Here is a 21273-nt window from a genome sequence, read left to right on the forward strand (position 1 = left end):
TTTAGCTGGTCGCCAATTTTACTAATATTGATTAAATTCAATTCTGATTTTTTTGTATTTCTTTACTTTATTTCAGTAATTCAGTCAAATTACCATAAGTAACAACATCATCAACCATAGGTTTAAAGTTTCCATCATTCATAATAGCCTCACTAATTTTCTTTAACAAAGTTATAGTAGCTCTAAAAGGTGCGGAGCCACTACTAATTCTTTCAATTCCAATCTTAGACAGTGTATCTAAAGAGGGTGTATCTGATCCAACTAATAAATTAATTGGACAAGAAGTTTCCTGTCTAAACTTTTTGATGGTATCTATATCGACTACACCAGGAATAAAAATACAATCTGCTCCTGCTTCTTCATAGGCCTTTACCCGTTTGAGTGTAGAATCCAGTCTAAGTAGAGGATTCCCAATATTTAGCCAGTAAAAATCGGTACGTGCGTTAACGAATAAAGGCACATTTAACGATTGAGAAAGTTCTTTAATTGCGGCTATTTTTTCAACTTGTATTGAAACATCCAAAATAGGTTTATTTGGATTTCCTGTACCATCTTCAAGATTTATTCCAACTGCTCCTGCTAGAATCACCTGTCTAACATTTTCTATTACTTCCTCTACAGTTGTCCCATACCCAGCTTCAATATCAGCACTAACAGGGACGTTCACAGAGTTAACAATTAATTTAAGAACCTCTACCATTTTTTCAAATGGAAGATTTTCACCATCTGAATATCCTAAAGAAGTAGCTATTCCTGCACTAGTTGTTCCAATAGCTTTGAATCCACTTTTTTGAAAAATACGTGCGCTACTAGCATCCCAAGCGTTTGGCAATACAAAAGTAGATGATTGATTATGGAGTTGCTGAAATTGTTGGAATTTTGCAGAGCGATTTTGATGACTCATAAGGTATTTCCTCCCTATCCAAATAATTGTTTACTACTTCTTCCCTGGGTGTAAGTTTATAAAAAGGATGCAATGAACGATTCCATTTTCTCTATTTAGTGAATAAAGGTATAGTTCTTGCTTTAGCCTATATAAATAAGAAATCACTTGTAGAGTTTTTCTTATTTATTAAATGCGTTATTCTTACCCTTCCCTTTATACAAGTACATCAGTCCCTTAGCAGTTAACAGTAAAGATCCTTTCATTAAAAATACGCTATATATTGGAAAAACCCCTTCTATAATTCCACCTAGTAGAGAAACTAACATACTCCCCAATTAATGAACTGTTTGATTTAAGCCCAATGCTCTTCCCCTAGTTAGACTTGATAGATGAAATGAGAGAATTCATTACCGATTTTAACTGTTTACTCGTTGTAGAATCTAAAATCTCGGCTTTATTATTAATTTTGGCTCCTATAGCACCAATTCGTAAAGTGCTTTCCTTTGAAATTTTTGCTTCAATCATCTCTAATGTAAGTAAAATGGAATCGTGAGCTTTTCTCCCACCTGAGCTATTTGAAGAGGCACTAATAACAGCTACTGGTTTATTTACAAATTCTCCCGAAGATACAATCCAATCAAGAGCATTTTTTAGGGACCCTGGGACTCCCCTAGCATATTCTGGCGTACATATTATTACACCATCGGCTATTTTCAGTTGGTTACGTAAGTCCTTAACAAGATCAGGAGGACTATCAGTATCTATTTCAGGGTTGAAATGAGGGAGGTGTTCCACCCCTTCGTAAAATTGAAAATTAGTATTTTCAGGTCTTAGATTAGACATAGCATATAAAATATTTGTATTAGAAGAATTTTTGCGCAAACTGCCTGAAATAGCGAGTATCTTTATTCTGTTTTTATCCATGGTATTATCCTGCTCCCTCATTATTTATACAGTTTTCATCATATTATTTAAGATACCGTAAACTAATTTAAAAGTAATAAAACCGTCATCTTCTAGAAAGTGACCACCCTTTTCAACAGGATAAAGTGACGTATTCAATTGTTCTGATAAATTTTCACTTAATTGAAAAGGAACAATATAGTCATCTTTCGCAGCGATAACAGCACGTAAATTAGTTGCAGAAATTATTTTTTGATGATCCACTGCCTTAACTGTAAAAGGATCTAGTGAAGGTAAAGATAATAGTCGTTCGGAAAAGCCAGAAACAAGAATAAATCCTCCGAATTCTGGTAACGGATCTAACTGTTCTAGATAGTTCAATAGTGTGATAGATCCTAAGCTATGTGTTACAAAATAAGTATTGTTATCTAAATTCTTTATTTTATTAGCCAGTGTTTCCAACCATTCTTCTTTCTTAGGGTCAGACGAATTTGGCATGTGAAGAACCGAAACTTGATGAGCATCTGCTATTAATTTTTCTTTTAACCATGGGAACCAATGGCTAGCTGGTGAAGCTCCGTACCCATGGATAATATATACTTGCTTTCCCATTGCTACTCTCCCTTTCTTTTATAGATATAAAAACAGTATATTACTAATCTAAACCTATATGATAGGACAAACACTTGAATACGCAGCTAAAAGGATTTTTTAAACAAAAGATCCTTTTTCAGTACTGATAATCGGTTTTATGGTGCGACAAGAAGTCACTTTTATATAGTGTGGCTTACGCCACTGGTTTAGACGCAAAAACTATCTCCGTCCAAAACTGCGGGTCTGGTAACGAGCTCGTGGGTTGCATGCGGAGACAGAGGGTCAGTGCACAGATTTGCCGGGGTATTGGCAAGAGGAGGAGCAGATTCATAAAGCTGCTGTGACGCGTCCCGTACCTTGCCCGGAGTAAAGAACCCACCTAACCTCGTCGTATCTATAAGATGCCGAACTTGGTAAGCCCTTTGTTATCTGTGTAAACAGTAGAATGACTGTAAAGTCAAACGATGTGATAGAGGGTAAAGGATACGGGAGAAAGCGAATGCCGTTGTCTCGAAAGGGAACAGGAAAGCAGGAAACTGTATAACTAGACGGATACTATCGTCTTTACGGACAAACCCATGATAGGACCGAAAGGGAGCCTACTTCCCGTTGGTCTCCCGTAGGAACATAAGGTTGTGGCCATCTTCTGACGAAAGAAACGTACTGTTATGTATACCACCACTTGGAGCGTCGGCGTACGTTTTACTTACCTTTATGGTATGTGATGAAGATACGACAGCAAATGGCCCTGCAATGAGAGGCTTGAGCCGATGTGTCTTGAAAGGGACTCGCACGGTTCTTAGGAGAGGCGGGGGCAGTGATGCCCCTAACTTACCCGACGTAACTAAAGTTGTATATCCTATACAAGGTTTTTATTATGGTAGAATGACTGTTACAAAGTAATTTTAGATAAGGAGTCATCAATTAATGGAAAAACATTTAAAGGGAAACATAGTAAAAGGAGAAAGAGTTGGAGGCTTCTTTTTAGGTATGGCTGAAGAAGGTTTGTTAAAAGAACTAGCACCAGCATATAGAATTGAAAAGAGACATGGTTGTACAGTTTACCAAACTGAATACATGTCTTTTTTTGTAGATCAGGAAACAAAAAAAATAGATCAAATCTGTATGTCTGAAGGATTTAAAGGTAAATTTCTAAATCAATATGGAGTAGGAAATGATTTGTTAGATGTGGACCATAATCCAGAAAACTGGTATGTAGATTGGGAAAAAAGTTGTTATTCGTCAGTAAAACATAGAGGCATCATATTTGGACTAGAAGAAGATGCGACAATGTATGAGGTTAAGGCCAATAAAAACTTTCCTATAGGATGGATATGTATTGCTCATCCTTCAAAGTATGAAAAAAGAGAAGAATAAGTTTAAATGACAATAAGCTCTACCATGGTAACTAGAATTAAGTGACTTATACATATAAAATACATGTATCTAAGCATTTTGAAAGGAGTTACTGACTTAATGAATCTCCCTAATGGAATAACTGGTTTTTATAGTTCAATAGAGAATAAACCGAATGAAATAAATGAAAACCATTTTAAAGATAGATGCTTCAATGTTGTTAGAAAAAATGGGGGAAGAATATTAGAGATTGATGAACTAAATTTCACAACTAATTTTTTAAAGGTAAAAGTGAATATTTTCAACCGAGAGATCCATGTGTTACTCAATGCATATTATCCTTTTCTTGCTCTTACCTCTACTGTTGAATTTCGATATATTAATTTTATTAATGATCCTGTCTTATCAAAAAATTTTATGCCCTTTTATAAAGTCTTAAGTAAAGAAGAACTCAATGAACCTTTAGATATACGAAAAAGAAAAGGAAAACTAAGCTTAGAAAATAAGAACAAGCTGAACAGTAGTGAGTTGGAGCAACTCTTTTATTGGAAACCAAAGACTGTTGGAGAAGTTATATTCAACTTTTGGGATTGACCTTATGAACTAAGTGTCCTCTACTAAAAAATCGTTTCCGGTAAGGCACATTAGGGCAACTAAAATTCTATATATTCTACAGAGCAGTTAGTTGAATACTTTGTTAAAGCAATCTAAAAGTGGAGGTATTTATGAAAAATACTCTTAGTTGTTCAGTAACTATTGATCTAGATGGTGGAGATGGAGAAATTATTGTTTCAGATAAGAAACAAACTTTAATCATTTCTATTGGGCTTTCTGCTATAACATTGCGGAATTTCTTTTCTGACCTGAATGCTTTATATACATATAAGAAGACTAAATTTAAGTTAGAACATTATGGAAGTGCTGATTATTATTTATTTGTTAGGGATTCGAACGTGATAAGAATTGAGGAAGTAAGAAAACCCGGGGGCAGGGATATATATAAATTTAATCTTTTGGACTTTCTCCTTACATTTGAGAAAGGATTTCAGAAATTCTTTACAAAGCTAAAGAAAGATGGAGTGCTTCCTTTAAATGATGGTAAGGATGACTTTATGTACCCTGTAAATAGAGATGTTACGAATTTATTTGATAACTTCTCCAAAATCCTAAAGCAATAATTAATAAACAGAAAAACTCTAGAGTATTAACTCAAGAGTCTTTTTATTTATTAAACTCATTTCGTTAAGTAAATAGTAAATTATTTCGTTAAATTTCTTAGTTTCACTATTTATACTTAGTTACGACAAATAGATAGTTTTTCTATAATATGAGTAAAGGTTAAATTATTTTTATCTAAAGTAATTTATTATTTATACTTATGAATGATGTAACAACAAATATTATTTATATTTAAAAGTAAAAATTATTAATGATTTATCCAATAAGTTATTTTAAAATTATCTAACATTTATTATTTTTATTTTGATGTTCGTTTTGATATAGATGCGTTCCTTAATGTATACAAGTAGAATTTATCTTTAACTCTTCTACTGAATAATTCCTTTACAATTTAATTTTCTAAATATTTGAGATAAGTTAACCCAAAAAGGTTAAATTATCCACATCTATCTTATATACTAAAAATGAACCAATACACAATAAGAAGGAGGAAGAAATCCTATGATAAGCATAAAAAAAGTTGCTTGTACTCATTATGGAATAAGAATGGACGTTTTTAAACCTGAGGAAATAATTAGCTCTAACCATATGCAGTCTAGAGGATACCTCACTTGTCCTTATTGTGGCGATATTGAAATTGCTCATGAATGCCAAGAAGGAAAATCAAGGTTTGTGGTTGCTGCTAATAGAAATCATACTCATGATTGCCTCTCTAAAGAGTCATAAAGAATCAGTCGCTCTAAAAGGATGAATCTTTTTAGAGCGACTAATTTTACTTACACAAAAGTCTCTTCAAAATGGCATACTTTATAGAAGAAACTCTTCAAAAAAGTAGCCTTTGCTCCCGTTGAGCAAAGGCTTGTTAAAGTTCAGGCGATCGGGGAATACCTTATTAGTTTAAACTAAATTAAAAATCCATATACATGTTTTTTTATATTATATAGGGAAGGTTTTGCAATGAATAACTTATTATCTAGCTTAAATGAACTTCACTGCGCTACAGAGCAAATCTCCGTATGAATATTTCTGGAAAAACAGAAATTCTTCTTCTTTTTATCTAACCTTATTAAGTACAAGCTTGTAGAAGCTATGATATGTTAGCATCTCTACATATTATTTAAAAATAAGAGGATGAGGTGTTTGAATATGAATAAAACTCAACTAGTAGATGCAGTTGTAATACAAGCAGAACTATCAAAGCAAGATGCTAAAAAAGCTGTGGAAGCATTGTTTGAAACGATTTCTAACACACTTACGAAAGAAGAAAAAATTCAGTTGATTGGATTTGGAACATTTGAAGTACGTGAACGTGCAGCTCGTACAGGTCGTAACCCTCAAACAGGTGAGGAAATGACAATTCCGGCTTCAAAGGTTCCTACTTTTAAACCGGGAAAAGAATTAAAAGCAGCTGTTAAATAAATATACCTTATAAGCAAGTCCCCTCTAGAGCTAGACTTCTAAAGGGGACTATTTTTCATGGTGAAAAACTTCTGAATACCTACACCTACATATTATCTAATCAAGGTTTCTATTTTCTTGAGTCGTCGTCTTAGAGTTAGAGGTTGGTTCTTTGCCAAGTCTAGGCTTCCAATTTCCTAACTTATTTTTTAAGTAATCCTTCAAAAAATCACGTTTCTTTTTTCGTCTTTTATCCCTGTTTTTCATAAAAACTCACCACCTTTAGGTTACTTAATAGATGCAATTTATCCTTATTATAAATATGCTGAATTCTAAGTAATAAGTAGGACATCTTACTACTAGAAAGTATACTTTTTCGGACAGATAACTCATTAATGTCTGCAATTTTTGTATTTTCTTGTAATTTTTTGATATGTTTTGCAGAAAACGTTTTCATTCTATCTTATATTGCCCATAATATTTTTTGTTGGCTCTATTTTTTTATTGTAGACCTACTAAATTTCCTAGAGACTGAAAAAATTCGATGAGGTGAGAAGAAGCTATGTCAATGGTAGTCAACTCAGTAGGTCAAATAAAAGACTTACAAAAGTTCATTGTAGAAAAAAGGAAAGAATTAATTGATCTAGGTAGTATTTATGGACTTTTGGATGAAAAAACAATTAAGTGTAGTCAAGATTTGGACAAGCTTATAAATTTGCATATGAAATCTTATTCTAGTTCAACTAACATGTTTCTAGGTAACGGAGGGGAGCTACCTAGAATGAGACACTCTTTTGGTAATTATAAAGTGAGTGATTTCAAATATGAGGTAAAAGCAGTTGAGCTTGCAAGAAGTAATATTCGTTTTTGTTCTGCCCAATTGATTGCTCATTCAAATCTAGCAACATTTGGAGTATGTACTGCTTTAGTTCTAGTAGGTAATGGAACTAAAGCAAGTTTTGTTGCCCTTCAAAATTTACGACAGTTAACAACTTATTCGTGAAAATCTATCTTTTCTAGCGCTTTAAACTCAGAAACTGATACTAATTTAACTTTTTCTAATGAATCTTGTTCCTTAATTTCACAAGTACCATTGTTATATAACCACAAAACAGTATAATTTTTTTAAAAATATGACATTACATCCAACCTTTATGGCCTAAAACTTCTTATTCTAAAACGTCTTCATTCTCCGCCTTAATAATAACAGATTTAGAGCTACCATCCATAAAAAAAAGCACCTGTTTTTCGTAAGTGCTTGCCACTGATGACACCTCATGGAATCAAAAGGCTCTAAATCTTATAGTGCTGCTTAATTCTTAAATCAGTATATCTATTAAAATAAAAAGCACCTCAATTAATAGATGCCTAGTTTTTATTATTATTTTTCTTCTGTAACCATAAATTGTACTACATTATTTAAATTGATGTGCACTAGCTCTTTTTCATTCGAAATGAATCTTTCATATTTTGTTATATGACTAATGACTTCTTTCTTTGATGTGGCTTCGAATTTTAATTCCTTTGTCCTGCCATTTATAAATTCAAAAATAACTTTAAATTTAAGCATAGGCGTATCTCCTCTTTATCTACTTATTATTCTTGTTTCATTAATTCTTCTTCAAAGAAAAAAGTACTTGGATATTTATTAACCGTATAAGAGTATCTTTTCATGTTTTTTACATAATGACTTTTTAAGATTGTTACTAATTCATTCGATACTCTTATAACTAATGTTTCTCCATTACTAAATATTTTCACGCTTATATCCCTCATCTTCTCTCCTATTAAAAATAATAAAATTTTCAATATTATTCATCGTGAGATATAATGTAAATCTCATAAGGTTCCTTATTTTATCCAGCACTTTTGCCTGATATTTTTTTAGTTCTCCACAATCATAAAAGTTTACAATTAAAATTATCGTATTATTCTTATAATAGAGCTGAGAAAGGCTTACATCAATCCGTATAGATTTTCTTCATTCTGGTATATGGGCTCGAAAAATAAGTAACCTTTCCTCGAGAGTTGGTCCAATAAAGGTTACTACTAGTAAAGTATATAGTCATAAAATAGTAATGGATTAATTCCTATAGTTTTTTTTATGACCTACTGTCTCTTTTCTACCTCTCCTAGGTTCTGCTCTTGCCTTTTTATTAGCGAACAGAGCCAAGGACTGTTCGCCATTAATGATGAGTGGGAAAAATGTGTCAGTCCTCTGTCATTCTTATTATCTTTGGGCTAACGTTTACATACGCATTAATGCGCCATTAGGCTTTGGTAACTCTTCAGCTGTTATCAGATTCATTTTACAAAAATGTTCAAAAAATTGTTGTGCCAGCTCTCGTTCCTTTGGGTCACTTTTCAACGAAACTATATCAAGCAAAATTTGAGCCATCCATAAATTGTCAAAATAACGGTATTTACCTGTATTCCATGTCATTTTTTTAGATGACCTTTCATTTACATAATATTCCCAGAAAAGCATCTGATTCGATTCCTGTTCTGTAAGTTGGAGTCTGTATTTTGAATGAGCAGGAATATATCCATCTTCACAAAGCTTACCGATAAAATCTTCATTCACCATATAGACACCTAAGATACGTCTGTCTTTTTCAGGCATGCTGGAATCTATTGCTGTTAACAAGACAGCACTATTTTGGTGCAAACGGGTGGGTTTGGTTGGCTTCCCCTTGTTATTACCACTTTTTATTACGCCTGAAAAAACCTTCCACTCTAAAAAAGAACTATTCTGTTCTTCTGTGTCACACCAAAAAACCATTTGTGATTCAGAATGAAGTTTATGATTTTTCATAAGTTTTTCAAGTCCCCAGCGAAGTTCTTGGTTTTTTCGTTGTAGTTTTTTTTCCTCTTCCTTCTTCCGTTCTTCCTCCTTTTGTTCCATTTCCTTTTTTTCTATAATTTTTTCGAGTGAATTAGCAACACTTTTATCATGCAATTTTAGGTGCTTTCCAAATACATCGGGGAAAACAAACTTTTTATTTTCCGATGCGAAATGTATTTCAATACTAGAATCATTATATTTAACTATACTACCTATCCCAAAAAGCTTGTGTGTAACTTTCTTATTGATTAGATTCATTATTCTAGGCCTCCTTGTAGAATAAAAACTCGGTTACTATTAGATAGTAAATTAATAATTTTATTCAACTAATTTACCTTTAAAGCTCACACAACTGTTTGAGTTTTTCTTCAGTTTAAAAAAGGGTATTGAAAAAATGTATCCATAATTCTATCTGAAAAAAATACAGCGGAATTCGGAATACGATCGAAAAAACAATTGTAAAACTATTATAACATTTCTTGAAAATATTACAAATTTTTCATTGACAATATATTTTATTTTGAGGTAAAATAAAATTTTATTATCTGTGATCCCTTGAAATAAAAGGCTCCAAAAAGTCGCGAAACTTCTGGAAAGTTCCTATAAATAACCACTTGATTACCGGTGATAAGCGAAATGATTCCACGATTAAACTAATCTCCTAACTAACCCTCATTACGTTGGAGGCTTAGTTTAGGGGTGTACTACTACGGTAAGTGTTACAAGTAAAAAGCAAAAGAAGAAGATATGAACATTATTAATAATATACACAAAGAAAGAATGGACATCTGGAAAGGTTACTGCTGTAGCATTTGTGAAGGAAGTAGAAATGAAAAAAGCGACATTTTATAATAAGGTAAAAGCTTACGAGGCAAGGAAGGAACTTCTTTTTGTCTTTTTATTTTGTTAGCTATGCTAGCAAAATAAATGATGTTGGAAATGTGCAAAGAAAAGTCCTAGAGGCGACGTGAAAAAGCAATAATTCGCTCAAATTCACACATGTAGCTTCGGTAAAATTATCTATTTTTTAAAACTTACTTTAATCAAAAAAGCATCCTTAAAAGGATGCTTAAAAGTTATTCTGTAAAGCTTCACTTTTTTTCTTAAGTTTTTGGCTTTCTTCCTCTAACTCAATAATTCTATTTTGAAGATCTTTATTATCAAAGTCCCGTTCTAACACCTCAGATAATTTTATTCGCTTTTTATGAATTTCAATTCGTTTTTTGGCAATCGCTTCTAATTCTTTATTTAATTGTAATTGTTTGTATGGATTCATTGTATTTCCCCCTTTTGGTCTATGTTTTTCACTTTCAACATAAGAAGACAAATTCCTTTAAAATAAAGTCCATTGGGCGTTATCCATGAACATAGTGAATCGTGCCAAACGCACTGACAATAAAGCCAAAATTCTATACAATTCGCAAGTGTTTAAGATTTTCACATCAGCAATTTCGTGCATTATTCAATGAAAATAAAGCTGTAAAAACTACCAATACATATAAATGATTTATTACTCCTTTATAAGCTATAATATAATAAGAGGAGTAGTGATGTTAGTATGTATTATTACGGCAAAAGAAATCAAGAACCTTTAGCTCAAGAACAAACAGAGGTTTTGGAATGTACAGTAGAGAATTGTAAGGGATGGATGAGAAAAGATTTCTCTTACGACAATCACCAAAAATGCCCTTTGTGTGGAAATCACATGAAAGTTGGAGAACGGCTTATTAATAAAATCCCCCTTAATCCCCATCGTAGATAATATATACCAACGCTTTCACACAGATTAAAAATTACTACTATACTATTTAATTTAATTAAGAATATTGCTTTTATATTCACATTTGCTTTCTATTTCAAATGTATGTTATAACTAGTTATACCTTGTATCGATCGTCTTGACTAAAACCCAGGCTTTTTTTAAAGTCTGGGTTTTTTATTGAACTAACATTAAAATAATTATGTTTTTTAATTATAAAATTATAAAAAAAGACTCCTTCATAGGAGTCCTTTTTTGTTATCACTTTTAATTATGCTTTGTGAACGTTAGCAGCTTGTGCTCCACGTTGACCTTGCTCGATATCAAAAGTAACTTTTTGACCTTCTTCTAATGATTTGAAACCTTCACCTTGAATAGCACTGAAATGAACGAATACATCGTCTCCGCCTTCGATTTCAATGAAACCGAAACCTTTGTCTGCATTAAACCATTTTACTGTACCTTGTGTCATAATGTTGCCTCCTGCTGTGGAATACTCCACAAATGTATTACCTCTCTTGCCCAATCATACTATTTCAAGATAAAAACTTCTGTTTAAGGTTTTTCTTCTCTCAATCTTATACCGAACAAAAACAAGTTAATTGGAGTATAACACATAGGTATATCGATAGCAAATAACGGAAATAGAATCCTAATGCAAAAGGTATGTACTATTATAGCAACCTTCCCCTTCTTAATTTGACTATTATAAGAATAAGAATTCCACTCTTCATTTTATGATAGCATATGATTGCTTTCTTTCATTTAATCGTTATAATCATACTTGTCTACGGACTAAACTAAACAGTAAGAAAGAAGTGCCATTATGAGAAAGTTAAAACCCTCTTTTCAAAATCTAGTCAATGAAAACAGACATAAAATACTAGAAGATAAAAAGGCCATGGAAAAGATTGAAGAAAAAATTGAAGCTCGCCAGGAACAGGCTATAATGATGAAAACGAAATAAGAGTAGAATAAAAACATCCTATCTAAACGGATGTTTTTTTGTATTGTACTGCTGTTGCATTTCTAGGTAAATATCTTTTTACAGGATATTTTATCTGCTGTGTCGAATTTAGCAAGTCATAAGAGAGGGGCTGTTAATATGAATTCAAAAAAAAAAGAGGTTGGCAACTACTAGAGAACTAATGAGAAATGTTAAAAAACGAATTGATTCATTTTCCGAGTTAGAAAAAGACTTAGAGAATCTAGGAATACAACGAAGAATGAAGCAATTAGAGTTAGAAAGTAAGTTCCCAAAAATGAACGATGAAACAGTTTAATTCACAGCACATCATCCGTCTAGGGACGTTTTTTCACCATTCAACACTTTTGTGCTAGAGCTTTCTTTATGAAAAACACCTCCCCCTGGGAAAGCAAATAAAAGAGCTGATTGATTCCCCTTTTATCTAAGTCAGTCCCAATTACTTATGTATTTTCATAGCGATTCCCCTAATTTCAGTTTAATTTAAATCAGCTTGATAAAAGCTTCTTAGCATACTATTGACTAGAAAAGCGATTAATTTTCATATGGTATACAACCTGAGAATAGAAGAAGACTGCCTCATTTCCAGTCAAATGAGGCAGTCTTTTTCTATTCGTTGAATCATGGTCGTAAATGACCCTTTCACGGCGTCTTGAGTAGTTTGCTCAAGGTTTTAATAAAAATTCCTTAAATTTACTTTTTTCACATTAAATCCTAATTGATTATATAAAAAGACTTATATTGCAGGAAATGAGAAGAAATATGGTGAATAAATAGCATCGGTTTCTAATGTATTGTTGTTGAATGTTAAAATCTAATTAATCTGAATTAGGAAAGTTGGAGGAAGCGTGTGCTAGAAGAAGAGAATAAGCTTGACTAGGAATGGATTAGTCTTATGAAAGAAGCTTATCAATTAAGTCTTTCAATTGTAGAAATAAAGGAATTTATATACTCAAATCAAAAAGTTCGTTATCTAAACCGTAAAAGTAGTTTATTACTCAGTGACTTCTTTTTCCCCAGTACTTATTATTTTATACAAAGCTATAGATGTAGTCTCTGCATCTGTAAAACGTTCAATCTCACCCGTTTCAACATTCCTCAATTGAAAGGTCTTTAGTTCTTTAGAATAGCTAAGGGAGAAAGTATTATGTACACTATAAAGGGTATGAATAATTTCACTATCTTCATACTGTAATAAAGTTTCTACCATCTTTTTGATTTCAATTATTGTCATCTATCACCGAACCCCCTTCTCACTATTTAAAGAAATGTTGCAAATTAAAGTTTAATCTATTTTAAGATAGGGTATATTTATAAGTTATTACCTCCAATAATTGAAATAAAGATTTTAAAAATGAAATAAATTTGTAAAAAAACAAAAGAATGTAATTTTGTATGGGGATTAGATGTTATATGACATACACAACATAGGTAGAAACTACGGATATATATGGCATAAAAGATGGATAAGAAATACATGTTTTTTCGGGGGTAAAGATATAAAGAGTCTTATTTAAAATTGATATTTCGAGGAGGTAGGAGGTAGCTGAAGTTGAGTAGTGCATCTAGATTCAAAATGCAAATTTATAGCCCTCAGGGGGGACTTAAGGACCTTTATCAGTTTAAAAAAACAAAAGAGGGTTGGATGTTTGAAAATTATAGATATAAGGGTGAAGTAGATAAAGGCGGTAATCCTTTGTTTTATAAAGCCCTTCTTACTGAATCTATTTCCTATCCAAACTATCTAGAGACTTATATTTCTAGTGCATGGGAAAATGTTAACACGTTAAATAAAGAACAAGCTCAGAACATTTTTGATGAACTATCTAAATGGGTATCATTGAGCGAACATAACCTTACCTACCCCTTTATCATGTTGAAAAAAATGAGCACGACCATGGATATATCCAGATTTAAAGATTCATTATAAAAGCTCTGTTGGTTTTTATCTAAAAACATATCTAATGTCGTTAGTACAAAGAAGGAAAACGTTCGTTTATATACAAAGACTGAAAATGAAAATTGATAATAGTTCATTTAGGGATACTAACTAAGGGTAACGATAATCAATAAACAAATAAGGGGTGTATTCAATATGGAAACTATTTATAAACAGAGAGAGAAAATGACCGATTTTATTAGAGATAACAAACAGAATTTCCAGGATAAACTCTTATCAGAGGCAGTTAATGTAGCCACTAAGATTAATGACATTTTAGAAACTGGAAATATTGATCTTTTAAAAAATGCTCAAAAGTTAGCTCTATATGTCGTAGAACAAAAAGAAAAACAACTCGTTGCTTTCGCTCAACAAGAAGGAGTAGCCTGGGCAGAGCATGCCTTAACTCTTGCTTTCAAACTAGAATGGGTACAGGCCATTAGGCGAACGTTATGGCATTTTCTCTATCAATATGATCGAATAAATAACCATTTTAATGGCCGTGAAGAATTTTATGCCTTAGAGAAGCGAATTAATGATAAGATTGATCAATTTCTTAACACTTTTCTCATTAGTTATTCCAAGTATAAAGATGAGTTAATTGCTTCCCAAAGGGACTTAGTTGAACATCTATCGGTGCCCATTATACCACTTAGCCAATCTGTAGCTGTACTACCGTTGATCGGCATGATTGACATCAATCGTATCCAAACGATTGAGGAGAAAGTATTGAAGGGCATCTCAGATTTAAAGATTCAAACATTAATTATGGACCTGTCTGGGATTGCCAACATGGAGATGCATGTTATTGACCATTTTCAAAAAATACTAACTGGCATTTCAATGATGGGAAGTAAATCCATTCTTACAGGTTTACGTGCTGACTTGGTGCGAACAATGGTTCACTCAGGAATCTCCTTTGAGGACAGAGCAGAAGCCAAAGGGACATTACAGCAAACATTAAAAGAATATCTAGAACAAAACAGACTCTAGAAGAAATAGAGAAATTTACTCTACAGACAGAAATGAAAATGAGTTTGTGAAAAAATAAATCAGTATCCAGAAAAGCCTTATAGTAAGACATAAGGCTTTTTGTGCATAGAAAATTTATTATGTTAATGTACTCTGTTAAGAGACTCATATCTACATTTAAAATCTCTTTATGATAAAAAGACAATACAAGATAGAGGCGAATTATACCATCCCCTAAAAATATAAAGCAAATAGGTCATGTTTGTTTGGTGAAAAGTTGAATTCCAACTGTAAAAAGCCAAAGTTTTTCTAGGAATTTACCCAAAAGACAGCCATAAATTATTTTTGATGGGGATTAGAAGACGCACCTAACAACCGTTTTTCAGCTCTCATTTTATGGCCACATAAAGGACACTTTTGTTGATTTTCATAAGAGAAGTTTTTTCTCATCCAACCATTACACTTTTCTGACTCACATTCCCAAATTTCTGTTTGTTCTTTTGGTAAGGGCTCTTCATCTTTCTTCCTATGGTTATAATACATAATTACATCATCCCTCCTTCTAAATAGTATACCTTCTAAAAAAGAAATAGTAGGAACCATATCTTTCTAAATTAAATTACTCTATACAGGCACTATAAGAATTTATAAATACACGTAAGCGTGGATAAAATAAGGCATGAATTGGTCTTGTACAGATACGTTAAAACAGGACTTTCGTTAATAATATTGATTTACACCATGCAGGAATGAATAAGCAACCCCTCTTACTTGAAGAGTACTTTTATCGTTTCTGAATTAAATAAGAGAAGGAGTATGAAACCCTTGAAAAAGTTTTCTGATTTCAATTTAAGTAAGGATATTGAAAAGGCCATTCATAACTTAGGTTTTGAAGAGGCTACACCGATTCAGGCTGAAGCTATTCCTATAGCTATGACGGGTAAAGATCTAATTGGTCAAGCTCAAACAGGTACTGGCAAGACAACAGCTTTTGGTATACCCCTTATAGAACGAGTTGATTTAGCTGAAGAAGCGATCCAGGGAGTCGTTCTAGCCCCAACACGTGAATTGGCGATTCAAGTAGCTGAGGAGTTAAATCGGATTGGACAAGTAAAAGGAGTTAAAACGTTACCCATTTATGGAGGGCAGGACATTAATCGTCAAATCAAGGCCCTTAAGAAAAGACCTCATATTATTTCAGCAACCCCTGGACGTCTTATGGATCATATGAAAAGAAGAACCATTCGTTTAAATCATATTCGTACAGCTGTTCTGGATGAAGCAGATGAGATGCTAAACATGGGTTTTATTGAAGATATTCAAACAATTCTTGGTGGAATCTCTTCTCCCCATCAAACTTTACTGTTTTCAGCAACCATGTCCAAGCAAGTACAAAGTTTAGCACAGAAATTTATGAACAATCCTGAACTCGTAAAAGTAAAAGCGAAAGAATTAACAGTAAAGAATATTGAGCAACAGTATATAGAAATTCCAGAAAATCGAAAATTTGATGTTCTTTGCAATCTTATAGATCTTCAATCACCAGACCTTGCTATTGTGTTTGGACGTACAAAAAAACGTGTGGATGAGCTTGCTGAAGGGCTGAAAAAACGTGGGTATACAGCAGAAGGCATTCATGGAGATCTTACACAATCAAAACGTGCTGATGTGATTCGTCAATTTAAGGAGCATACGATTGAGGTTATGGTCGCAACCGACGTTGCAGCAAGAGGACTTGATATTACTGGTGTTAGCCATGTCTATAATTTTGATATCCCTCAGGATCCTGAAAGCTACGTTCATCGTATTGGTCGAACAGGACGGGCGGGTAGTAAAGGATTGGCAGTTACATTTATAACCCCGAGAGAACGTCATCACTTAAAAGTGATCGAAGATGTCACAAAAACCAGAATGTCTAGACAATCACCTCCCACTTCCAGTGAAGTAATGGCAGGAAATCAGGAAGCAGTCATTCACCGCATTTTGAGCACAATCGACAAGAGAGAGTTTGAGGAATATAAGCCTATAGCGAAAAAGTTATTAGAAGAAGTAGATTCTGTTTCCTTACTGTCTGCCACTTTAAAGCTCTTAACAAAAGAATCGAATATGGCTCCTGTCCAATTGACTGAAGTGGCACCACTTCGTAATAAAAAGGCAAGAGCAGAACGTAGGAGGGGTAGAGGTAGAAAAGAGACAGTAGGCCGCAAAAAAAATTATAGAAAATAATCCCTTACTGTTTGAGAACGGTATCCTTTACTATCAGGTATCGAGATTTATCACCCTGTAAGGTGTCAAAAATAGCTAATCTCTAGTCCTTATGATTATGAAGAACTAAAAATACTAGGCAAAAGAACTGGGCAAAAATAAAGAATCTTAGGGGATTTAAACTATGTCTTAAGATAATTGAAGATAAAAGTTTTACTATTTCTAGTATTAGAAAGGATAAGGCTATGAACCAAAATATATTTACTAATGGAGAAATAGTAATTATAAAAGTATCCAATAAATTAGTTACAACCTTAAAAAGTCATTATGTGAAAAGTATGAAAAGATACTCTTACACAGTCGATAAATACCCGAGTACTTTTTATTTTGAAGAGGAATTAATGAAACGTGAATAACAATTACTATTGAATGAGTTCTGGTAAAAAGGACTTTTAAAATAAAAACAGACTCTGAAGATAGAGTCTGTTTTTATTATGGTTTCTTATGCTTTACGTACGTTTGTCGCTTGTGGGCCACGTTGCCCTTGTTCGATATCAAAAGTCACTTCTTGACCTTCATCTAAGGTTTTAAAACCTTCCCCTTGAATAGCTGAGAAGTGAACAAACACATCTTCCCCACCTTCACGCTCAATAAATCCGAAACCTTTGTCTGCATTAAACCATTTCACTCTACCGTGTTCCATTTTTGTTACCTCCTGCAATATAGAAAATAAACCAGATTATGATTAAACCTAGCTTATTTATTATATTATCCCAATAAAGGCACCTTAAACTTAAATTAATTTGCTCTTTCTAATGTTCACTCATTAATCTTAGGATTTTACATATTGAGAATGAAATTGAAGATATTATCACCTTTGGGGACATACCTAATTACTAAAAAAGGTTCTAAAAAGAGCCTTTTTTGGTGCCTAGAACGTATTTTATGTTAACTAGAGCAATATTGTATAAATGAAATTACTGTTGAAAATAGAAATAATGAAAGGTAAAATTTTAATTGTTAGATTTTTCTAACTTTTAGTTTTAGTTGAGTAGAGGAGAGATGAGTTTAGATGAGTAAAGCAGAGTTTTATGAGCAAGTTGGAGTAGCCATGACATGTAGGTCTTATGGAGAGTACGAAAAGATGTTTTTGCTAGAAGACGATTGTCTAAAAAAAGGAAAAATCTTAGATGTTGCAGCTGGAGCTTCTTCATTTGTAGCAGGGGCTAACGAAAGAGGCTATGATGCTGTTGCTGTAGATCCTCTTTATGATTTAACGGTTGAGCAAATGACCTTACATGGACAGAAAGAAATGAAAGAAGCCACCGAAAAACTGGCTAAAAATATGTCGTTCTTTTCTTGGGATTCTTATAAGAACCTAGAGCAACACGATAAGATAAGAGAAAATTCTTTTAAAATCTTTTTAAATCACTATAAAGAAAATTCTATAGAAAACCGTTTTATTGCTGGAACTTTACCTAATTTACCTTTTGATGATGAGACATTCTCGCTTGTGTTATGTAATCACTTCTTATTTCTTTACCAGGAGCAGTTTGATCTTGATTTTCATCTACAAGCTATTCGAGAAATGATTCGAGTAACTAAAAAAGACGGTATGATTAGAATTTATCCGTTAGTAGGATTTAAAAATGAACGATATCCTTATCTAGATGAATTAGTAGAAGCTTTAAATGACGAAAACACAGTAGTTAAAACGACAGATACAACATTTCGCTTTGTTCCTGCAGCCACAGAACTTTTAACTATAAATAAATTATAACTATACACGACAAGTCTTTCTCTAATGGAGAGAGACTTGTTTTTGTGGGAAGAGATAAAGAATTACCGGTAACAGTAATTATGTTAACTAACTTTGTATATCTCATACTTAGTCTACATAGTCATTCTTCAGATTAATTAAAACAAAAATCGATTGTGTAGATACCTTATAATTAATAACCCTACATAAACAACAATGACTGAGAGAAGAAAGGGGATTTTGTAGATGTAAATTCTGCTAGGATGATCTAAAAAGTCTAAGCCGATGGTGAACTTATAAGGATAGTCTCCTAAATAATCTACTCCTGCTTGCATTAAATCTTGTTGAGCAAATGGAACAGGATATCCAAACATTGCTATTCCTAGCTCTTCACGTTCGTGAATAGTAATAGGTAAGAAAATAGAAATAAGGACTAAAAATATGCTTATAAACAAGAGAAACAGCCATATAAGTAGCCTGTCCAGTAATTCAATCACTATTTTTGACCTCCCATAACCTTTGGTAGCCCCTATAAAATTACTAAGTTATTCTATGAGAGATATAATTATTAAATTCTATTTTTGTGTTTTGCTTCTTATAATTCACATTATGGTAACTAGAAATGAATACTTTATACAATCCAAAAAACAGCAAAACTACTGACAAAAGAGAAAAGGGACCGCCCCTATAGAAATCAACACAGACTACTTCCTGACGAACTCCCTTTGTTTCCCTCTCTCGGCTAGAATTTCTATCCACCTACTTGAGCTGACTCCCTAAGCTTTTGCTAGTCAAACCCGAAAATCAGCATAATCCCCACTTTTTTTGTGTCCAACTTATTGAATCCAATCCATAACCCTTAACAAAACACAGGCTATGGTAATTAGACCTTGCCTCTTTAACTGCTTGAAAGTGAGTAGATGAATAACATTTCTATATTATTTTCTAAAAAATCATCTATATTTGATATTTGTTTAATCCCACATTGAGATATATAATAAAAATAAGAACAAAAAGAAAGCGCTTTCAATATTTAAATGCTTTGTTACTCTCAAACTATAAGGAGGATTTAAGATGAGCCAAGTAGAAAGAAATTCCAAAGAACAGAAATTAATTGAGTACCAAAAATTCAATAAGGAAGAAATTTCGAAGATGACAGATCCACAGGTTGAATATTATCACTGGCTCTATTTTGATGACTCTGTTTATGATTATATGTAATTCAACTATAAAATGATAAAAATCAGGAAAAATTGATAATTTAGGATTTCCTGATATTATTTTATCACTTTCATAAATAATATCATGCAAACTAAAAAGGAGCATCCTTATGTTTTAATTCATAAGGATGCTCCTTTTTAGTTTAGTTACCTTTCATACGATAACCCTTAAATTTATAGCCATAAATGTTTGTTAAACTACCGTTAGTTTACGTATAGTTCTTTATAAAGCTAATTATGTGTTCGCTACTATCTCGTAGCTTTCTTTTTTTCAGACAAGGAAGTAAGTGCAGATTCACTGAATCCTTTAACGATGAGCCATACTGCTAATATCATTTCATTAGCTGCTACTGGTAGGGACAATATAGCACCCCAAACAGAAAGTTGGGAAAATACATCAAACATTTCTAATAGGCCTGCTATAAAAACAAGAGTTGCTCCAATCATACCTAAGATTGGTATAAATCTAGGCACAAGTTTGGATCTATAAAATATATAACTGTACATCATCGTATTTATACCTAGCATGATATTTGGTCCAAGTAAAAATGTCCAATCGTGTATTGCTTTTAATACAGTTCCTGAAGCTTGAAAAGAGGCAGTATCCTGAGTTCCTGTTGCTATAAAGGCTTGACTTAAGGTCAATAAGGACAGTACGCTGATTACACCCACGGTAATAATCACTGCTTCAAGAAATCTGAAGCAAACATGCCAAAGAGCTATAGTTTCGTTATACTTTCTTAAAAATGGAAACATTATAGTCGAAGTACCAATGGCTGATGCTACAAGAATTAACTCCATAAGTGCTCCCACTATCACTTGGTTGGTATGTTCAGAACCATTAGTAAGATAGTCGGGACCATTTAAGATAGGGTCGTATAAAATGAGACCTATTATTGCTGTGACGGCTGCAAGTATAAACAATATCCCCACCATTTTTGCTGCTTTTTTGTTTGAATCCACTTTTCATCCCCTCCTTTGACCATTCTTTTTGAACTAAACTAATATCGTAATTATCTCGATGACAACAGCTATTTTCACGTTATCATTAAGTAGGTTGTCTGCTATGATATTATGACTGTCAAAGTTCATATAAAAGGCTTATAAAAAGACCAACTCCCTTGTAAGATAGTCTTTTCATAGGGTTAATATTTATTATTTTCTACATTAAATCTTAATTAATTATACAAGAATACATATATTTAAAGGAATGGAAATAATCCCTTGTAATTATATGCGTTTTTTCTACAAAGTAGATAAATATTGAACTATT

General features: G+C 32.8%; 28 protein-coding genes. 14 read left to right on the plus strand and 14 right to left on the minus strand.

Annotated features, from left to right (window positions below):
• Window positions 1–67: 67 nt before the first annotated feature.
• The 3 genes from ACLHDF_RS22780 to ACLHDF_RS22790 form a co-directional block, all read right to left on the minus strand.
• Window positions 68–904, minus strand: a complete 837-nt coding sequence (locus ACLHDF_RS22780; RefSeq protein ID WP_413920884.1) for an isocitrate lyase/PEP mutase family protein — start codon at window positions 902–904, stop codon at window positions 68–70.
• Window positions 905–1258: 354 nt separating this feature from the next.
• Window positions 1259–1810: an NADPH-dependent FMN reductase gene (locus ACLHDF_RS22785; protein ID WP_413920885.1), complete on the minus strand. Its 552-nt coding sequence runs from the start codon at window positions 1808–1810 to the stop codon at window positions 1259–1261.
• Window positions 1811–1834: 24 nt separating this feature from the next.
• A complete protein-coding gene (locus ACLHDF_RS22790) occupies window positions 1835–2401 on the minus strand; it encodes an RBBP9/YdeN family alpha/beta hydrolase (RefSeq protein ID WP_413920886.1) in 567 nt (188 codons plus the stop codon).
• A 909-nt stretch (window positions 2402–3310) separates the two neighbouring features.
• Here ACLHDF_RS22790 and ACLHDF_RS22795 point away from each other — a divergent pair.
• The 5 genes from ACLHDF_RS22795 to ACLHDF_RS22815 all read left to right on the plus strand — a co-directional run bounded on the left by ACLHDF_RS22795 (window position 3311) and on the right by ACLHDF_RS22815 (window position 6337).
• Window positions 3311–3760 carry a hypothetical protein gene (locus tag ACLHDF_RS22795; protein ID WP_413920887.1) on the plus strand — a complete coding sequence of 150 codons (450 nt, stop codon included), beginning with the start codon at window positions 3311–3313 and terminating at the stop codon, window positions 3758–3760.
• A 99-nt stretch (window positions 3761–3859) separates the two neighbouring features.
• Window positions 3860–4333 (plus strand): hypothetical protein, encoded by a 474-nt coding sequence (locus tag ACLHDF_RS22800; RefSeq protein WP_413920888.1) that lies wholly within the window; start codon window positions 3860–3862, stop codon window positions 4331–4333.
• 131 nt (window positions 4334–4464) lie between these two features.
• Complete coding sequence (locus tag ACLHDF_RS22805; protein WP_413920889.1) at window positions 4465–4917, plus strand: hypothetical protein; 453 nt, start codon at window positions 4465–4467, stop codon at window positions 4915–4917.
• A gap of 502 nt (window positions 4918–5419) precedes the next feature.
• On the plus strand, window positions 5420–5644 hold the full coding sequence (locus tag ACLHDF_RS22810; protein WP_413920890.1) for a hypothetical protein: 225 nt from the start codon (window positions 5420–5422) through the stop codon (window positions 5642–5644).
• A gap of 420 nt (window positions 5645–6064) precedes the next feature.
• Window positions 6065–6337, plus strand: coding sequence for an HU family DNA-binding protein (locus tag ACLHDF_RS22815; RefSeq protein ID WP_413920891.1), 273 nt, complete (start codon window positions 6065–6067; stop codon window positions 6335–6337).
• Window positions 6338–6433: 96 nt separating this feature from the next.
• Here the strand turns inward: ACLHDF_RS22815 and ACLHDF_RS22820 are convergent, their stop codons facing one another.
• Window positions 6434–6583: a hypothetical protein gene (locus tag ACLHDF_RS22820; protein ID WP_168797094.1), complete on the minus strand. Its 150-nt coding sequence runs from the start codon at window positions 6581–6583 to the stop codon at window positions 6434–6436.
• A 295-nt stretch (window positions 6584–6878) separates the two neighbouring features.
• On the opposite strand from ACLHDF_RS22820, the gene ACLHDF_RS22825 reads away from it, so the two are divergent.
• Window positions 6879–7319: a Spo0E family sporulation regulatory protein-aspartic acid phosphatase gene (locus ACLHDF_RS22825; RefSeq protein ID WP_413920892.1), complete on the plus strand. Its 441-nt coding sequence runs from the start codon at window positions 6879–6881 to the stop codon at window positions 7317–7319.
• A 378-nt stretch (window positions 7320–7697) separates the two neighbouring features.
• Here ACLHDF_RS22825 and ACLHDF_RS22830 read toward each other — a convergent pair whose 3' ends face one another.
• The 4 genes from ACLHDF_RS22830 to ACLHDF_RS22845 all read right to left on the minus strand — a co-directional run bounded on the left by ACLHDF_RS22830 (window position 7698) and on the right by ACLHDF_RS22845 (window position 10437).
• The gene (locus ACLHDF_RS22830; protein ID WP_053488355.1) at window positions 7698–7886 is read right to left on the minus strand and encodes a hypothetical protein; all 189 of its coding nucleotides are present in this window, start codon (window positions 7884–7886) and stop codon (window positions 7698–7700) included.
• 26 nt (window positions 7887–7912) lie between these two features.
• Window positions 7913–8092, minus strand: a complete 180-nt coding sequence (locus tag ACLHDF_RS22835; protein WP_413920988.1) for a hypothetical protein — start codon at window positions 8090–8092, stop codon at window positions 7913–7915.
• A 472-nt stretch (window positions 8093–8564) separates the two neighbouring features.
• Window positions 8565–9419, minus strand: coding sequence for a malate synthase (locus tag ACLHDF_RS22840; RefSeq protein WP_413920893.1), 855 nt, complete (start codon window positions 9417–9419; stop codon window positions 8565–8567).
• A gap of 811 nt (window positions 9420–10230) precedes the next feature.
• On the minus strand, window positions 10231–10437 hold the full coding sequence (locus ACLHDF_RS22845) for a hypothetical protein (RefSeq protein ID WP_413920894.1): 207 nt from the start codon (window positions 10435–10437) through the stop codon (window positions 10231–10233).
• A gap of 282 nt (window positions 10438–10719) precedes the next feature.
• Here ACLHDF_RS22845 and ACLHDF_RS22850 point away from each other — a divergent pair, with 282 nt between their 5' ends.
• Window positions 10720–10923, plus strand: coding sequence for a cold-inducible protein YdjO-related protein (locus ACLHDF_RS22850; RefSeq protein WP_413920895.1), 204 nt, complete (start codon window positions 10720–10722; stop codon window positions 10921–10923).
• A 268-nt stretch (window positions 10924–11191) separates the two neighbouring features.
• On the opposite strand, the gene ACLHDF_RS22855 is transcribed toward ACLHDF_RS22850, so the two are convergent.
• Complete coding sequence (locus tag ACLHDF_RS22855) at window positions 11192–11392, minus strand: cold-shock protein (RefSeq protein WP_013056497.1); 201 nt, start codon at window positions 11390–11392, stop codon at window positions 11192–11194.
• Between the two features lie 354 nt (window positions 11393–11746).
• On the opposite strand from ACLHDF_RS22855, the gene ACLHDF_RS22860 reads away from it, so the two are divergent.
• Both ACLHDF_RS22860 and ACLHDF_RS22865 read left to right on the plus strand, forming a co-directional pair.
• Window positions 11747–11887, plus strand: a complete 141-nt coding sequence (locus ACLHDF_RS22860; protein ID WP_413920896.1) for an FbpB family small basic protein — start codon at window positions 11747–11749, stop codon at window positions 11885–11887.
• A gap of 181 nt (window positions 11888–12068) precedes the next feature.
• Window positions 12069–12203, plus strand: coding sequence for a hypothetical protein (locus ACLHDF_RS22865; RefSeq protein ID WP_413920897.1), 135 nt, complete (start codon window positions 12069–12071; stop codon window positions 12201–12203).
• Between the two features lie 696 nt (window positions 12204–12899).
• Here the strand turns inward: ACLHDF_RS22865 and ACLHDF_RS22870 are convergent.
• Complete coding sequence (locus ACLHDF_RS22870; protein ID WP_413920898.1) at window positions 12900–13139, minus strand: hypothetical protein; 240 nt, start codon at window positions 13137–13139, stop codon at window positions 12900–12902.
• A gap of 318 nt (window positions 13140–13457) precedes the next feature.
• Here ACLHDF_RS22870 and ACLHDF_RS22875 point away from each other — a divergent pair, with 318 nt between their 5' ends.
• Window positions 13458–13835, plus strand: a complete 378-nt coding sequence (locus ACLHDF_RS22875; RefSeq protein ID WP_413920899.1) for a hypothetical protein — start codon at window positions 13458–13460, stop codon at window positions 13833–13835.
• Window positions 13836–14000: 165 nt separating this feature from the next.
• Window positions 14001–14837, plus strand: a complete 837-nt coding sequence (locus tag ACLHDF_RS22880) for an STAS domain-containing protein (RefSeq protein ID WP_413920900.1) — start codon at window positions 14001–14003, stop codon at window positions 14835–14837.
• Between the two features lie 318 nt (window positions 14838–15155).
• Here the strand turns inward: ACLHDF_RS22880 and ACLHDF_RS22885 are convergent, their stop codons facing one another.
• The gene (locus tag ACLHDF_RS22885; protein ID WP_413920901.1) at window positions 15156–15359 is read right to left on the minus strand and encodes a cold-inducible protein YdjO-related protein; all 204 of its coding nucleotides are present in this window, start codon (window positions 15357–15359) and stop codon (window positions 15156–15158) included.
• A gap of 282 nt (window positions 15360–15641) precedes the next feature.
• Here ACLHDF_RS22885 and ACLHDF_RS22890 point away from each other — a divergent pair, with 282 nt between their 5' ends.
• Window positions 15642–17042: a DEAD/DEAH box helicase gene (locus ACLHDF_RS22890; protein ID WP_413920902.1), complete on the plus strand. Its 1401-nt coding sequence runs from the start codon at window positions 15642–15644 to the stop codon at window positions 17040–17042.
• Between the two features lie 481 nt (window positions 17043–17523).
• Here the strand turns inward: ACLHDF_RS22890 and ACLHDF_RS22895 are convergent, their stop codons facing one another.
• Window positions 17524–17724: a cold-shock protein gene (locus ACLHDF_RS22895; protein ID WP_413920903.1), complete on the minus strand. Its 201-nt coding sequence runs from the start codon at window positions 17722–17724 to the stop codon at window positions 17524–17526.
• A gap of 369 nt (window positions 17725–18093) precedes the next feature.
• Here ACLHDF_RS22895 and ACLHDF_RS22900 point away from each other — a divergent pair, with 369 nt between their 5' ends.
• The gene (locus ACLHDF_RS22900) at window positions 18094–18801 is read left to right on the plus strand and encodes a class I SAM-dependent methyltransferase (protein ID WP_413920904.1); all 708 of its coding nucleotides are present in this window, start codon (window positions 18094–18096) and stop codon (window positions 18799–18801) included.
• Between the two features lie 137 nt (window positions 18802–18938).
• Here the strand turns inward: ACLHDF_RS22900 and ACLHDF_RS22905 are convergent, their stop codons facing one another.
• Window positions 18939–19277 carry a hypothetical protein gene (locus ACLHDF_RS22905; RefSeq protein WP_413920905.1) on the minus strand — a complete coding sequence of 113 codons (339 nt, stop codon included), beginning with the start codon at window positions 19275–19277 and terminating at the stop codon, window positions 18939–18941.
• A 577-nt stretch (window positions 19278–19854) separates the two neighbouring features.
• Here ACLHDF_RS22905 and ACLHDF_RS22910 point away from each other — a divergent pair.
• Window positions 19855–20001 (plus strand): BH0509 family protein, encoded by a 147-nt coding sequence (locus ACLHDF_RS22910; RefSeq protein WP_413920906.1) that lies wholly within the window; start codon window positions 19855–19857, stop codon window positions 19999–20001.
• Between the two features lie 248 nt (window positions 20002–20249).
• On the opposite strand, the gene ACLHDF_RS22915 is transcribed toward ACLHDF_RS22910, so the two are convergent.
• The gene (locus ACLHDF_RS22915) at window positions 20250–20963 is read right to left on the minus strand and encodes a DUF4386 domain-containing protein (RefSeq protein ID WP_413920907.1); all 714 of its coding nucleotides are present in this window, start codon (window positions 20961–20963) and stop codon (window positions 20250–20252) included.
• Between the last annotated feature and the right edge of the window lie 310 nt (window positions 20964–21273).

Source organism: Priestia megaterium (assembly GCF_046599315.1).
Taxonomy (GTDB): domain Bacteria; phylum Bacillota; class Bacilli; order Bacillales; family Bacillaceae_H; genus Priestia; species Priestia megaterium_F.